This window comes from Sediminicola luteus, assembly GCF_040566555.1.
Lineage (GTDB): Bacteria > Bacteroidota > Bacteroidia > Flavobacteriales > Flavobacteriaceae > Sediminicola.
Map to the genome: position 1 here is coordinate 307,218 of NZ_JBEWYP010000003.1, position 15,490 is coordinate 322,707.

A 15,490-nucleotide genomic window follows, 5' to 3' on the forward strand; every position below is an offset into this window, starting at 1 on the left:
CTTTATATTTCACAAAAAAATGTTAATTCATAAATTTTTTGTTATTTTCGGCAACATATTAACTCAAAACTTAAACTATATGAGATTGTTTTATGCTTTTACAGCATTTCTTTTACTATCCGTATCGACTGCCTTTGCGCAGAATTCGGTAAGTGGTTCAGTAAAGGATGACGCAGGTTTGCCCCTCGCAGGAGTGAACATTGTAGAAAAGGGTACAAATAATGGAACATCAACCAATTTTGATGGAAACTATGAAATATCTGTGGCGGACAATGCTACTTTGGTATTCAGTTATGTAGGATTTGCAACTACGGAAGTAAAAGTTGCAGGTCAGTCTACAATTAATGTTACACTTGCAGAAGGAATGCAATTGGAAGAATTTATTGTGGTAGGTTCACGTACAGCACCTAGAAGTAACGCTGACAGCCCATTACCAGTAGATGTTATTGGAGCCAAGGAATTGACTTCAACTGGACAAATGACCTTTGATAAGGCGTTACAGTATAGGATTCCATCTTTTAACACGGTTCAAACACCGGTGAACGATGCAACTTCTCTTTTGGATCCATATGAAATTAGAAACATGGGACCAAGTAGAACCTTGATTTTGATCAATGGTAAAAGGAAAAATTTAAGTGCCTTATTATACACACAAACTTCGCCAGGTAGAGGTGAAACGGGTGCTGATATCTCAGCTATCCCAACAGACGCTATCAAAAGAGTTGAAATACTTAGAGATGGAGCTTCTGCTCAATATGGTTCTGATGCCATAGCCGGGGTAATGAACATTATTCTAAAAGATAGCCCAAGTGAAGGATCTGCAACTGTTAGGACAGGAATTACCTCAGAAGGTGATGGCGAAATGTTTGGAGTTGCAGTTAACAACGGTAGTACCATAGGTGACGACAAAGGCTTTGTAAACTACACCATAGATTTATCAAAAGTAAATCAGGCAAACAGACCAGGTAAAGTAAACGCATTAGCTGAAGCTGATGGTGACCTAGGATTTGGAGCGGATCTCGGTTTTGTCCAAGAATTTTTATCCCGTAAACCAGATGGAGGGAATATTAATGCATCACCTGAAACAGCGGCTTCCAAGTTTTCGATCAACATGGGATATGACTTAAGTGATAATACGCAGTTATATGGGAATGCGGCTTATGTTTACAAAGCTGTAAACAGTTTTGCAAATTACAGAACTCCATATTGGAGAACTTTAGATGATTTCCCTTATCTAGCGGATTTCTTTCCAGGAGACAATCCTACTACAGCTGGTGGTTATGATGGTTATTTACCAACATTTGAAGGCTTATTATCTGATTATAATGCTACTGTTGGTTTTAAATCTACTATTAATGACTGGAACATAGATGCCAGTTTTACTACCGGTGGAAATACACAGACTTACAAAGTGAATAATACGCACAATAGAAATTTTGTGTACTCTCCTTCTACATGGGTTGACTCTAACGGTGATGGCAATGTTAATACAACCGCCTACGATGCAGATGGTAATGGGACAGTAGAACAAGGTGAAGGGGTTGAAATTTCCCAAGGATCTCAACTGTATAGAGAAAATAGCCAGCAATCCTTTGATCCGGGTGGAACTGCTTTCTCCCATAATGTAGGAAACATTGATATTTCAAGAATCCTTTCTGATAAAGTAAGTATAGGTGTTGGTGCTGAGTTCAGAACCGAAACTTTTGAAGTTATTGAAGGTGAACTAGCTTCTTACGATGGTGGTGGAGCCGATTCCTTTGCAGGAGCATCCCCTCAAAACTCTGGAAAATTTAACCGTTATAATATTGGTGGTTACTTCAGTTTGGATTATGATGTATCTGATGAATTCCTATTAAGCGGAACTGTTCGTACTGAGAACTATTCTGATTTTGGTAATGCCTTTGTTTATAAATTCAGCTCTCGTTATAAAGTTAGTGATGCCTTTACTTTAAGAGGTTCGCTTTCTTCAGGTTTCAGAGCTCCTACCCTACACCAAATTTATACACAAAAAGCGCAGTATAGCTTTGTGCCTGGTCAAGGTATTCAAGTTGGTGGTTTAGTTAACAATGTTTCTACCCAGGCCAAATTATTGGGTATTCCACAATTGGATGCTGAAACTTCAAATAACTTTACTATAGGATTAGGTGGTAAAATTGCTGGTCGATTTAGCTATACCCTAGATTATTATAACATCGCAGTGAAAGACAGAATTGTTTTAAGTTCTGAAATCACAGGAACCGAATTTGATGATAACGGCAATAATATAGGAACTACTCCTCTTGATGATATCTTGAGAGATAATAATTTGTCAGATGTTAGTTTCTTTGCGAACGCTATTGACACTAGGACCTCAGGTATAGATGTAGTATTGAGCTATGATAATATTATGCTAGGTCAAGGTTTACTTGATTTAAACTTATCTGGTAACTATACTATTCAAAACGAAAGAGATGGAGCTGTAAAAAATCCAACTCTAGTTGCGAATGCCGGACAGTCAGTTGTGAACGACACACAAGAGGCATTGTTCTTTACCTCTAGACCAGAGACCAAATGGATCTTAGGTGCTAATTATGACATCAACAAGTTTGGTTTTTCTTTAAACAACACCTATTTCGGTAAGACTACTTTCAAGCAGCAAGGGATGAGTAATGATTTAAGAACTGAGTTTACACCAAAAATTGTAACAGATTTAGGTGTTACCTTTAGTGCGACTCCTAAACTTACTCTAGCATTGAATATTAATAACCTATTGGATGTGCTGCCAGAATGGTCATTTAAAGCAGAGAATGCAGCGGGTCAGGCTATAATTGACAATCCTACTATCCAAGCAAGTGGATTGACATTAATAGACGAACAAGCTAATTTAATAACTTTCAATTCACGTTACTCTCAAATGACTTATGATGGATATCATTTTAGTCAATTAGGAACAATGATGAATTTTTCAGTGAACTACAGATTCTAGTAAACAACTAGATTAATTGTAAAAAGCTACCTATTTTTAGGTAGCTTTTTTTTGTTACAGATATGAGTAATTTATACGGTCCAAAATTATCCAGGGTATTTGATAAAATATATAAAGGCTTTATAGACTATAATGCCGAATATGTATTTTACGCACAACTGTGTCAAGAAAACAAGGTAAAATCCATTTTGGAATTAGGTTGTGGTACGGGGAACCTTGCAACTTATTTCAGTAAAGATTTTGATGCCTATCTGGGATTGGATTATAGCGAACATATGCTGTCCATTGCACGGGAAAAATTTCCAAACGGGAATTTTGTCCATAGGGATATGCGAAATTTTAGTTTGGACAAAAGATTTGATGCCGCCCTTATAACAGGTAGATCAACCAGTTATTTACTTACAAGTGATGACCTTTTGAGCACTTTTAAGTGTATCCATAAGGTCTTGAATCTAAATGGATATATGATTTTTGATTGTATAGATGCAACGAAGTTTATACCATATATCCGTGAAAACCCAACAGTACTTCATACATCCAAGGTGGGGAATACCAATTATTATAGAACTTCAGAATGGTATTCCATGAAAGATGACCCGGAATTAATTCATTGGACGGCCTCCTACTATGAACAAGGAAGTGCAGAAAATCTGTTTTTGGGAAAGGACACGGTAATATTCAAGGTATTTACAGAAACGGAAATAAGGTCAGCACTTAAACAGGCAGGATTTGAAGTTAAGGACTCAATGGACAGGCCTACCTATGCCTTTGATACTTTTGTGATCGTTGCTAAAAAGAACAAATAAAAAACCCAATCAGAGGATTGGGCTTTTAATAATAATGCTTACCATTCTTATTCTGGGTGCATAAAACGCTGTTTTGCCAGTAATTCTTCTTCTGTCTCCACATGACTGTCATCTGGAACACAACAATCCACCGGACATACCGCTGCACATTGGGGTTCCTCATGGAAACCCACACATTCTGTACACTTGTCAGGGGAGATATAATAAATTTCGTCACTTATTGGTTCTTGTACTTCATCGGCATCCACTTCAGAGCCATTTGGCAATACAACCTTCCCTTTTAAGGAAGTACCATCACTATATCTCCAGTCATCTGCTCCTTCATAAATTGCGGTATTTGGACATTCCGGTTCACAAGCCCCACAATTTATACATTCATCAGTTATTATAATTGCCATAATTTTCTTTTTCTATTGCTTACTTTTGCACAAAGGTAAATCCTATTAAAACACTATACAAATATAATGACTGAGCTTGAACTGAGATTAGAAGCATTTGTTAAACTTGGTGATTTGTTCCGAGAGTTTTGTGAATTTTCCAATAAAAGTGAACACAATCAAGAATCTACTAATGAATGGTTTTTAAAATTCGATGAAACAATTACTTTAGCTGGACATAAAAATGGATGGTTCATTAAAGAGAATATCCTTTTTTGTTTAGAAAAATGGGGAGACTTATTGACTGAGGAAAAACTTGTCAAATGGCTGTCAGACTATGATGTTGATCTAAATAAACCTAAAACTGTGGCCTTGATAATGGCGGGCAACATCCCTTTGGTCGGTTTTCATGATTTTATGGTTACTATTTTAACAGGCAACAAAGCCTTGATTAAATTATCCTCCAATGACAATATCCTACTTCCCTGCGTGATAAAATATTTAACTCACGTTGCCCCTACCCTAAAAAATGAAATTACCATTACGGAAGGACAAATGAAGGGTTTTGATGTAGTGATTGCCACTGGAAGTGATAACACTGCAAGGTACTTTGAGCATTATTTTGGGAATAAACCCAATATTATTAGGAGAAATAGGAATTCCGTGGCCGTTCTGACGGGTAATGAAACATCGGAACAATTGAATGCCCTGGGAGAGGATATTTTTAGATACTATGGGCTTGGATGTAGAAGTGTCTCTAAGTTTTTTGTTCCCAAAAACTATAATTTCAATGTCTTTTTTGAGGCTATCTTTTCCTATAATCCGATAATCAATCAAGTAAAGTATTCCAATAATTATGATTACAACAAGGCGGTTTATCTAATGAGTGAATTTAAGTTGCTCGACAATGGTTTTTTGATGCTTAAGGAAGACGAAAGTTATTCCTCCCCCATAGCCACTGTGTTTTACGAGGTATATGATTCATTAAAAGAATTGGAATTAAAACTTGAAGCTGAAAAGGAAAAAATACAATGCGTTGTTGGCAATGGGATTATAGATGGGGAAATTGCGTTTGGAGAAACGCAGAATCCAAATTTATCGGACTATGCCGATGGAATTGATACAGTAGAATTTCTGATAAATGCATAAAATTACCTGATTTTACCTATTTAATTTGGTCATAATTAATGAACTTTACCACTTAAACATTTCACCACCCATGAAGAAACATAATTTTAGTGCCGGACCTTGTGTCCTTCCTCAAGAAGTAATACTTAAATCAGCAGAAGCGATCCAGGATTTTAATGGATCAGGGTTGTCCCTAATAGAAATATCTCACCGCAGCAAGGATTTTGTAGCTGTAATGGATAAGGCTCAAGCCTTGGCATTGGAATTGTTGGGATTGGAAAACAAAGGCTATAAAGCCCTCTTTTTACAAGGAGGAGCAAGTCTTCAGTTTTTAATGACAGCCTATAACCTATTGGAGAAAAAAGCAGGATACTTGAATACAGGAACTTGGAGTGATAAAGCGATAAAGGAGGCAAAACTCTTCGGGGAGGTATTAGAGGTTGGCTCTTCCAAATCTGAAGGCTACAACCATATCCCTAAGATGTACGGTGTTCCCAATGATCTGGATTACTTACATTTAACCTCAAACAATACCATTTACGGGACGCAAATAAAAAACTTCCCAAAGGTAAATGTCCCACTTGTTTGTGATATGAGTTCTGACATTTTTTCGAGACAGCTCGACTTTTCTAAATTTGATTTGATATATGCCGGTGCACAAAAAAATATGGGTCCAGCCGGGACTACCTTGGTAGTTGTTAAAGAATCCGTTTTAGGAAAAGTGAGCCGCAAAATTCCTTCTATGTTGAATTATCAGGTACACATTTCCAAAGAGAGCATGTTCAACACCCCTGCCGTATTTCCTGTATATGTTTCCATGTTAACCCTGGAATGGCTTAAAAACTTAGGTGGTATAGAAGCTATTGAAGAGATAAACAATAAAAAGGCACAGTTATTATATTCAGAAATAGACTTAAATCCTCTTTTCAAGGGATATTCCGTAAAAGAGGACAGATCAACAATGAACGCCACGTTTAATCTTACGGATGATAAACTTCAAGCTACTTTTGATGCCATGTGGAAAGAAGCGGGCATCAATGGTCTAAGCGGACACAGGTCTGTAGGAGGATACCGCGCATCAATGTACAATGCCCTAACATTGGAAAGCGTTGGAGTATTGGTAGATATAATGAGTGAATTAGAACGAAAAGCATAATTAATAAAAAGATTATTCAAGATAGATGAGCATGAAAATACTGGTGAACGATAGAATATCACAATCTGGAATACAGGCCTTGCAGAATGCAGGGTTTGAAGTTAATACCACCAAGGTTGCACAAGAACAGCTGATAAATTATATCAATAAAAACGCCATTGAAATTCTTTTGGTTAGAAGCGCTACTGAAGTAAACAAAGAAGTAATAGACAACTGTCCCACCTTAAAAATAGTAGGTAGGGCCGGCGTTGGCATGGACAATATTGATGTTGAATATGCCGTGCAAAAAGGAATAAAAGTTATTAATACCCCTGAGGCATCCGCAGCTTCTGTGGCGGAACTTGTTTTTGCCCATTTGTACAGCGGTGTGCGATTTGTTCATGATTCCAATAGAAACATGCCGTTAGAGGGAGATAGCAAGTTCAATATGCTCAAAAAAGCATATTCCAAAGGCTTGGAACTTAAAGGAAAGACCCTAGGGATCGTGGGGTTTGGAAAAATTGGTCAGGCTACTGCAAAAATAGCTTTGGGTATTGGCATGAAGGTGATGTATCATGACCACCATAGAGAAGAAACAACAGTTACTGTTCCCTTTTTTGATGGACAGTCCGTATCCTTTGTTTTAAAGAATAATTCTATGGAGGAGCTTTTGAAATCCGCAGATTTCTTTTCCATGCATGTTCCAGCCCAAAAACAATACGCTATTGGCAAGAAGGAATTTGAATTGATGAAAGATGGAGTTGGTATAATAAATACTGCTCGAGGTGGTGTAATAGACGAAGTGGCTCTTGTTGATGCCTTAGAAAATGGAAAAGTACTTTTTGCAGGTTTGGACGTTTACGAATCTGAACCAAGTCCTGAAATAAGGATCCTTATGCATCCTCAAATCTCCCTGACCCCGCACATTGGAGGCAGTACCATTGAGGCCCAGGAAAGGATTGGAATGGAATTGGCGAATTTGATTATAGACCATTCCAAATAGTGGTGGTAAAAGCCCTTATCTGTTTTTTTGTATTTCAATTTCGTATCTTAGGAATCCAACGAACATAATTTAAAAAACATGTCAGGATTATTAGAATTACTAGATAGCCCAATGGGCAAACAATTAATTGGTGGAATAGCTGGACAAACTGGTAATTCTGAAGAGAAAACTGCCGATGTACTTAGCATGGCAATGCCTCTTTTAATGGGTGCCATGAAGAAAAACGCATCTACCCCACAAGGGGCAGAAGGGTTGATGAGTGCCTTAAATTCCAAACACAATGGAAGTATTTTGGACAATCTTGGAGGTATGTTCAATGGTGGTGTTGATCAATCGGTTATGAGTGACGGCGCAGGAATACTTGGACATTTATTGGGAAACAAACAAGCACTAGTCGAAAATACTTTAAGTCAAAAATCAGGTTTGGATGCCAGCTCAGTGGCTGACATATTGAAAATAGCTGCACCAATATTAATGGGTTTCTTAGGAAAACAAAAATCTCAGAACAGCCTTGACGATGCAAACGGACTAAGTAGTCTAATTGGCAGCATGTTAGGAGGACAGCCACAACAAAATCAAAGTTTGATAACTAGTTTATTGGATTCTGATGGAGACGGAAGTGTTCTTGATGATGTTGCAGATATGGTCTTAGGAAATACAAAGAAAAAAGGAGGATTAGGAAGTATGCTTGGAGGTCTCTTTGGAAAATAGTAAGGATTCAAAATAAGAATATTTTAACAAAACCACCTGTCCTCTCAGGTGGTTTTTTTGTACCTTAAATACAATAAAAACAATGGTCATGTTAATTAAATCGTTTCTTAAAATTATAGCATTCATTATTGTAATGGCCCTTGCCATTGGTAGCTGTACAGGAACTAAACAGGCCGTGGAGGTAACCGATCAGGAAAAAATGGCCTTTAACCAAAAAGAAGGGGATACGATCACCATTGCCAATGAAAGCTTGGAATATGACATAATTATCATTGAGCCTGGTTTTAATTTTTGGTTGCAGTCTGTTGCCAAACCTAGACAATACTATTCTCAATCATTTATGGAAAATAGAAATAATATTTACGTGAGGGAATGGAATGCAAGGGTGCTGCAACCACAACGTTTTGGCCCCAACCTTTATGAACTCCAAATCAACTATGATCCACAAACGGATTATGGATATGAAGTAAACTATCAACTATATAATTATTTCATCTATTTCAAACGTAAATACAATCAACGCTTAGGGCCTTTTGTTCCTAGAATATAAATGCTTTATCTTTGCGCGAGAATTTAAAGAAGGATATGAAGAAACTAAAAGAACGTTGGGGCATAGATTCCAACTTCGAAGTAGTCGTCATTTTATTGGTGTTTGCATTAACAGGTTCTAGTTCAGTTAAAATTGCCAGGCCTTTATTGGAAGCAATAGGATTTACCAGATCTATTTTCCCTGAAGATGGAATTTACTCCTTCCTTTATTGGACCACAAGAATTCTTATCATATTTCCAATTTACCAACTTCTACTTGTGCTTTTCGGATGGTTGTTTGGCCAGTTCAAATTTTTTTGGAATTTTGAAAAGAAAATGCTTGGCAGATTGGGCCTAGGCTTCCTATTTAAATAAAATTATACTTTCCTTAACATTCCTTCTTCATAGGATTTGTTTAGTTTGTGATGTGGGAACCAGATTTAAAAATTTTCTATTAATTACCGCAGCTTTTTTGTTATTAGCTGCCATTGAAGCTCCCTCGGTAGTAAAATTATGGCATTCTCTATATAGCCATAAAGAGGTGAAATGTGATCTGGAAGGCAGCGTTCATATCCACAGTGCCGAAATTGATTGTCCTTTTCAGAAATTTAACGTCTCCCTTCACTATTTCCTTCCTCAGAATCATTTTGATGAATTGCTGGTAATAAACATTAGAGAGGACCATTTTGATTATTATTCCTTTGTAAATACTTTTCAAAAACTTCATTATTCTCTTAGGGGCCCACCAGTTAGTGTATAATTCGATTTAAAATATTATTCATCTTTTTCAAATTTAATTATGTGCAAATTTTTAACAGTACCCCTTATTGCATTATTTTTTATAACTCAAGGCAGTTATTCACAAAATTCAATTTCCGGTACGATCATAAGCAATGAAGACCAATCTCCATTGGAACAAGTTGAGATCTATTTTCCCCAATTGGAAAAAGGAACCTTGACCGACGCAAGCGGAAACTATTCCCTTTCTAATATACCAGTTGGACCTTATAAAATTGTAATTGCCTATTTAGGATTTCAAACTTTTTCAAAAACCATTGATATTAATCAGGGTGAAAACGTCTTAGACGTTAGTTTAAAGCTCAGTGCTATAGAAATGGAAGAAGTCATAGTTTCCACTCCCTTTCACAAATTACAAAGTGAAAATGTCGTTAAGGTAGAATATGCCAATGTAGCCATGCTAAAAAAGAAAGGAGCCATTACTTTAGCAGATGGGATTACCAACATAGCAGGGGTAGAAAGTGTTTCTACTGGTATTGGCATAGGCAAACCGGTAATTAGAGGTTTGAGTTCTAACAGGGTTTTGGTCTATACCCAAGGCGTAAGATTAGAAAACCAACAGTTTGGTGATGAACATGGATTAGGTGTTAATGATGCAGGTATTGAGAGCATAGAGGTCATAAAAGGGCCCGCCTCCCTACTCTATGGTTCAGACGCCATGGGTGGGGTGTTATATTTAAATCCAGAAAAATTTGCACCGTCAAATTCTACAGTTGGGGATATCAATCTTAATTATTTTTCCAATACACAGGGATATGGTGCCAATGCCGGATTTAAGACATCTGGTGAAAACCTCAAATTCATCCTAAGAGGAGGAACATCCTCTCATGCAGATTACAAAACTGGGGATGGAGATAGGGTAACCAATTCAAGATTTAAAGAAAATGACATAAAAACTGGAGTTGCTTATCAAGGAACCAAATTTAATACGGAGGTAAGATATAATTACTATGCCACCGAAATTGGAATACCGGAAGCTATTGGGGAGCAGACCACTGAACGAACTCCAGAACTCCCCTTTCAAAAGATAACCAATCAAATCCTTAGCTCTAAATCCAATTTATTTTTTGACAGATCAAGCATGGAGTTTACACTTGGCTATACTTTTAATGAAAGAAAGGAATTTGAAGATGACCCTCAAAATGCCGCCTTGGATATGGATTTGTCCACTTTTAATTATAACATACACTATAATCTGCCCAAATTTGGAAAGGTGGAGACCATTTTTGGCTTACAGGGAATGCATCAGAGCAATACTAATTTTGGGGAAGAGATATTAATACCCGACGCCATTACCAATGATATTGGCGCCTTGGCTACCTCCCACCTCCATTTTAATAGCAATAACGATCTTCAAGTAGGACTAAGGTTTGATCATAGGTCTATCAATAGCGAGGCCGCAGGAATACCAAGTGAAGAGGGTTACATAGCCCAATTGAACAGGGATTTTAGCAGTTTTAATGCTGCTGCAGGCTATAAGTTGAACTTTGCCCAGTCTTTTATTGGTCGATTAAATTTAGCCTCTGGTTTTAGGGCTCCTAATTTGGCCGAGCTCACTTCCAATGGAGTCCATGAAGGCACCAATAGATATGAAATAGGTAATGCAGATTTGAAAAATGAACAGAACATACAAACTGATATTTCCTTGGAATATAAAAATGAACATATAGAAATATTTGCCAATGGGTTTTTAAATGATGTGAACAATTATGTTTATTTGGAGCCAACGGGAACCGTTCAGGATGATAATGCCGTTTATAACTACCAACAACAAGATGCTAAGTTATACGGCGGTGAATTTGGGTTCCATTTACACCCACATCCATTAGATTGGCTGCATTTGGAAAGTAGTTACCAAACCGTGATCGGAAAATTGGATAGCGGCGACTACTTACCCCTTATTCCAGCCAATAGTCTCACCAATACCATTAGAATTGAGCAATCCAATGCAAATCATTGGTTAAACAATAGTTACGCCTTTGTTACCTTAAAATCGGCTTTCGACCAAAATAAAGTGAATGAATTTGAAACGGCTACAGATGGATATAGCATTTTAAATATTGGGATTGGTGGCAACATAACCGTAGGCAAACAAGATGTTGAAATACGCGTCAGTGGAAACAATGTTTTGGATAAGTCCTATGTTTCCCATTTATCACGATTAAAATCTGATGGAATAAATGACATAGGCCGAAATATTAGTCTGGCACTTAGTTTACCTTTATAATATCTAATGGATTAGTTTTTAAAAATGGGAACAACAAAAATGTTCCCATTTTTTATTTTTATTTATTTCTTGGAGGGACCAAACCCATGTGTTATTTGTTCCAAAAAACCCTTAGGAAACTCTTCATCCCCTTTAAATCCTAATTCAATGTCTCCACTTTCTTCAGGAATATAATTGGTTTTGAAAATATAGTCCCAAAGACTTAGGCTTATACCAAAATTTACGCCATAAGTGCCTTTAGGCAAGGTGTATGCATGATGGTAAAGATGCATTACTGGGTTATTGAATAGGTATTTTAAAGGGCCCCATGTAATTTTAATATTGGAATGATTGAAATGTCCTATGGTAATGGCAAGAAAATGGACAATGTAAGCTTGTTCTGGCTCAAATCCCCCTAAAATCATTACTCCAAAAGTCTTTAACGGCTTGTAGAACACATTTTCCATCCAATGATATCTCAAATGTGCCGCAAATCCCATTTCCTTTACGGAATGATGGACCTTATGGAATTTCCATAAAAAGGCATATCTATGAAGTAAGATATGCGTAAACCACTGCACAAAATCCAATACAATAAAAAATATCAATAATTGGAAAACCATATTAAGATTGCTTAAATCCAAGATGGCCAAACTCTTGGATGATATTCCAATGTCTTTGAAAAAAACCCCTAATAGTTTGTAAAAACCACTGATTACTATAGCGAAGATGAAAAAGTTAAAGAACATATAGAAACCATCCATCCAAAAATCCTTTCTGAAAATAGACTGGTATTTGCGCCAGGGAAATAAGATTTCCAAAGTCCACACCAACAAAGAAATTGCTATAAGTCCCCAAAAGTAATTATTGTACCAGGGCACCTCCATAAGAATGGATTTCCATGTCCAATCTAAGGTTCCCATAAAAGATTTTATAAAAGCTTCTGTATATTTTTCCAATATAAAACTTGTTGTTTTACTACTATGCTAAGTAGTGAAATAGGTGAATTCCTTACATCAAAACCTTTTCTATTTTAATGGGTACCACTCTATATCCTTTAAACCTTCCCTTCTCCCTTTTTTTATTGGACCATAGTTTTTTGCCAAATAATCTACTATTACACCTTCATTTTCACCTAAATCCCATAAGTTTTGGGTTTTCTGCATCCATCGTATGGTGGCTGTCCACCCTTCTTTGCTCATCCTGTTTTGTGTAACCAATTTTGCAGAATGGCAATTTGTGCAATTGTTTATTACTTGCTGCATCCCATCGGACACTATAAACCCGGTTCTTACATGGATTCCATTCACTATTCTTTCCGTATCTTCCTCAATATTAACATATTCAACGTCATCATTAGAAGTGTCAGATAAGGCTATTCCAGCCTCATCATAAAAATAAAATACAACAGCAATTAGCACCACTAGTAATAAAAACCCACTGATGAGAAGTCTATAGGGCGCCTTAAAATTTTGTTTGTTTTTTTCTGACTTTGCCATTTATCTATACCACTTTAACTGCTATTCTATGGCATGCATTATTTAAGTATCCTTTTGGGTTCCATCCAGGTACAAGCATGGGTTGTGCTTTGCCATTACTATCAATCGCTTTGGCCCATACCTCATAATATCCCTTTTTAGGAAATTGTATTCCCGCCGAAAAATGTTGCCATGCCAATCGGTTAATAGGCTTTTCAAGGGAACACGAATTCCATGTGGCACCAAAATCAATAGAATACATCACTTTAGTAACTTCCAGTTCTCCGGCCCATGCATGTCCCCTAATCTTCAAGGTAGATCCAGACTGCAACAAAGCTCCTGATTTTGGATAGGTTATCAATGATTTCACCGGCATAGATTCTATAATCGCCATTTCCGAATCTTTTACCTCCTCTCCCGGAGCCACTGGATTTTTTGGCACTCTGTAAGAAGAACCCGTCATTTTTTCACCGTCATGCTCTTTATTCCTAATGCTGATCCTGTTGATCCATTTACCTGAGACAGATGCGGGCCACCCTCCTGCCACCAAACGCAGCGGATATCCATGGGCAAGGGGAATATCCTTTCCGTTCATCTGAAAGGCCAGTATTGTTTCATCCATCAATGCTTTTTTCATTGGTACTCCCCTAGAAATTGGCTCTTTATTAGGGTCGCGAGTCAAATGTAGATCTTGGGCATGGTAGCCTATGTATACGGCATCTTCTTTTATTCCAACATCTTCCAGCACGTCCCTAACCCTAATCCCTGTCCAATTGGCACAGGATACGGCACCTATCGTCCATTGATTGCCTTTGGCCGGGGGATCAAATTCACTACGCCCATTTCCTCCACATTCCAGGGTAAGTTGATAGGTATATATTTTAAATTTTGATTTGAGCTCCGCTAGGGAGTAAGTCTTTTTTTGTTTTACAGATTCTCCATCAATAGTAAGGGTCCAATTTTTGGCATCAATATTTTCAGGAATTAACCCGTTATTTCTAATAAACATCGATTTGTTGGGCGTAATCCTATCATCCAAAAGGTGCGCCTTGGCCTCTATGTTCCATGGTTTGTCATTTAGCACCACCATTTCCTTGTCCTTGGCAAACATTTTATAAGGATCATTGTCCTGTAGGAACAATGGCACATACTCCAAAGGCATAGAAGATCCAAATACTATTTCGGTTCCAATGATCCCCGACATGGCACCTAGAGCTACCTTACCAACAAAATTTCTTCTCTTCATAAATCTACAATTAGCAATTGTATTTAAGCTATTGATTAAAAATAATGAATTCAAAATACATACAACACGCCATAAATTTATGCCCGGAGATTACCCTTAATTCTTTTGGAGTACCAAGGTAGTCATACATCTTACATCATGGACATTGGTTGTTTTTACAGGTTCCAAAAATGTAAGATTAAATTTGGCCATGAAATTATTCAACTGCTCCCTTGTCAACAAAAACCTTTGAGTGCCATCTGGAATGGAAAAAATACCATTTCCTTCGGACACAACTAATTCCTCTATTCCTATATTGGAAGCCATCCTTATAAAAATAGATCCATGCACCTTTAAAACCCTCAGTATTTCGGCCATCATTCCAATAAAATGTTTCTCATTTCTAGCAAAATGCAATACCGCATTACAAATTATATGATTAAACTCCCCATTGGTGTATGGCATCTCATCTAGTTCGGATACAATGAATTGATCGCTAGAACCCGGATAAATTTCTTTTACCAATTTAATATTTGCCAAATCATTATCCATTGCCCAAATATTAAATTGATTGTCATAAAACCAGTACATATTTCTTCCTGATCCACAACCTGCATCCAATATTTTATCTTCCTTTGAATACCGACCTTTTACAATCTGATCCAGTAGATAAATATCTAAGTTGCCTAGTATGTTTTTTAAATCTGAGTCGGTCATTGTTCTAGCTGTGGTTCTATTCAAGTACAAAACAAAAAAGACCCAATCTTAGAAAACTAAGGAATGGGTCTTTAAAATTAAGATTTTTATAGGTTAAACTTCTATTACTTTTCCTTTTCTTGAGGCTTTTATTACATAGGTATAGAGCCACATTAAAGTAAAGGAGGGAATAAAATCCAAACCGGGAACAAGCTCTTCCAAAAAGGCAATTACTCCTGCAGCCTGTCCAATTTTTCCTTTATACATTCTGGTCATTAACCATCCTGAGATGGGTGCCCAAATAATGTCCGAGAACTCCCCTATTCCTGGAATTAGAAAGGAAACCATTCCCAACGCATCGAAAACAAGGCCAAGAAAAAGATTTCTTATTTTATGATTTTCAATAATAGACATGTTTAAAGTTAATAATTACA

The 15,490-nt window shown here is 37.0% G+C and carries 16 protein-coding genes; 10 read left to right on the plus strand and 6 right to left on the minus strand.

What is annotated here, in order from left to right; translation table 11 throughout:
* Positions 1-79: 79 nt before the first annotated feature.
* Positions 80-2,965, plus strand: coding sequence for a TonB-dependent receptor (locus tag ABXZ32_RS07665; protein WP_354618276.1), 2,886 nt, complete (start codon positions 80-82; stop codon positions 2,963-2,965).
* 62 nt (positions 2,966-3,027) lie between these two features.
* Complete coding sequence (locus ABXZ32_RS07670; RefSeq protein WP_354618088.1) at positions 3,028-3,771, plus strand: class I SAM-dependent DNA methyltransferase; 744 nt, start codon at positions 3,028-3,030, stop codon at positions 3,769-3,771.
* 47 nt (positions 3,772-3,818) lie between these two features.
* On the opposite strand, the gene ABXZ32_RS07675 is transcribed toward ABXZ32_RS07670, so the two are convergent.
* Positions 3,819-4,169 (minus strand): 4Fe-4S dicluster domain-containing protein, encoded by a 351-nt coding sequence (locus ABXZ32_RS07675; RefSeq protein WP_354618089.1) that lies wholly within the window; start codon positions 4,167-4,169, stop codon positions 3,819-3,821.
* A 66-nt stretch (positions 4,170-4,235) separates the two neighbouring features.
* Between ABXZ32_RS07675 and ABXZ32_RS07680 the strand changes: the two genes are divergently transcribed.
* The 8 genes from ABXZ32_RS07680 to ABXZ32_RS07715 all read left to right on the plus strand — a co-directional run bounded on the left by ABXZ32_RS07680 (position 4,236) and on the right by ABXZ32_RS07715 (position 11,678).
* Positions 4,236-5,297, plus strand: a complete 1,062-nt coding sequence (locus ABXZ32_RS07680) for an acyl-CoA reductase (protein ID WP_354618090.1) — start codon at positions 4,236-4,238, stop codon at positions 5,295-5,297.
* 70 nt (positions 5,298-5,367) lie between these two features.
* Positions 5,368-6,432, plus strand: coding sequence for a 3-phosphoserine/phosphohydroxythreonine transaminase (gene serC, locus ABXZ32_RS07685; RefSeq protein WP_354618091.1), 1,065 nt, complete (start codon positions 5,368-5,370; stop codon positions 6,430-6,432).
* Positions 6,433-6,463: 31 nt separating this feature from the next.
* Positions 6,464-7,414 (plus strand): D-2-hydroxyacid dehydrogenase, encoded by a 951-nt coding sequence (locus ABXZ32_RS07690; protein WP_354618092.1) that lies wholly within the window; start codon positions 6,464-6,466, stop codon positions 7,412-7,414.
* Between the two features lie 78 nt (positions 7,415-7,492).
* Positions 7,493-8,125 (plus strand): DUF937 domain-containing protein, encoded by a 633-nt coding sequence (locus ABXZ32_RS07695; RefSeq protein ID WP_354618093.1) that lies wholly within the window; start codon positions 7,493-7,495, stop codon positions 8,123-8,125.
* Positions 8,126-8,213: 88 nt separating this feature from the next.
* Positions 8,214-8,675 carry a DUF6146 family protein gene (locus tag ABXZ32_RS07700; protein WP_408016891.1) on the plus strand — a complete coding sequence of 154 codons (462 nt, stop codon included), beginning with the start codon at positions 8,214-8,216 and terminating at the stop codon, positions 8,673-8,675.
* Between the two features lie 35 nt (positions 8,676-8,710).
* The gene (locus tag ABXZ32_RS07705) at positions 8,711-9,028 is read left to right on the plus strand and encodes a DUF6787 family protein (protein WP_354618095.1); all 318 of its coding nucleotides are present in this window, start codon (positions 8,711-8,713) and stop codon (positions 9,026-9,028) included.
* A 52-nt stretch (positions 9,029-9,080) separates the two neighbouring features.
* A complete protein-coding gene (locus ABXZ32_RS07710) occupies positions 9,081-9,413 on the plus strand; it encodes a hypothetical protein (protein WP_354618096.1) in 333 nt (110 codons plus the stop codon).
* A gap of 39 nt (positions 9,414-9,452) precedes the next feature.
* A complete protein-coding gene (locus tag ABXZ32_RS07715; protein ID WP_354618097.1) occupies positions 9,453-11,678 on the plus strand; it encodes a TonB-dependent receptor in 2,226 nt (741 codons plus the stop codon).
* Positions 11,679-11,740: 62 nt separating this feature from the next.
* Here ABXZ32_RS07715 and ABXZ32_RS07720 read toward each other — a convergent pair whose 3' ends face one another.
* From ABXZ32_RS07720 to ABXZ32_RS07740, 5 genes are all read right to left on the minus strand, one after another.
* Positions 11,741-12,616 carry a sterol desaturase family protein gene (locus tag ABXZ32_RS07720; protein WP_354618098.1) on the minus strand — a complete coding sequence of 292 codons (876 nt, stop codon included), beginning with the start codon at positions 12,614-12,616 and terminating at the stop codon, positions 11,741-11,743.
* Between the two features lie 69 nt (positions 12,617-12,685).
* The gene (locus ABXZ32_RS07725) at positions 12,686-13,156 is read right to left on the minus strand and encodes a monoheme cytochrome C (RefSeq protein WP_354618099.1); all 471 of its coding nucleotides are present in this window, start codon (positions 13,154-13,156) and stop codon (positions 12,686-12,688) included.
* A gap of 4 nt (positions 13,157-13,160) precedes the next feature.
* Positions 13,161-14,381: a sulfite oxidase gene (locus tag ABXZ32_RS07730; protein ID WP_354618100.1), complete on the minus strand. Its 1,221-nt coding sequence runs from the start codon at positions 14,379-14,381 to the stop codon at positions 13,161-13,163.
* Between the two features lie 96 nt (positions 14,382-14,477).
* On the minus strand, positions 14,478-15,077 hold the full coding sequence (locus ABXZ32_RS07735; protein ID WP_354618101.1) for a class I SAM-dependent methyltransferase: 600 nt from the start codon (positions 15,075-15,077) through the stop codon (positions 14,478-14,480).
* Positions 15,078-15,170: 93 nt separating this feature from the next.
* The gene (locus tag ABXZ32_RS07740; protein ID WP_354618102.1) at positions 15,171-15,470 is read right to left on the minus strand and encodes a hypothetical protein; all 300 of its coding nucleotides are present in this window, start codon (positions 15,468-15,470) and stop codon (positions 15,171-15,173) included.
* Between the last annotated feature and the right edge of the window lie 20 nt (positions 15,471-15,490).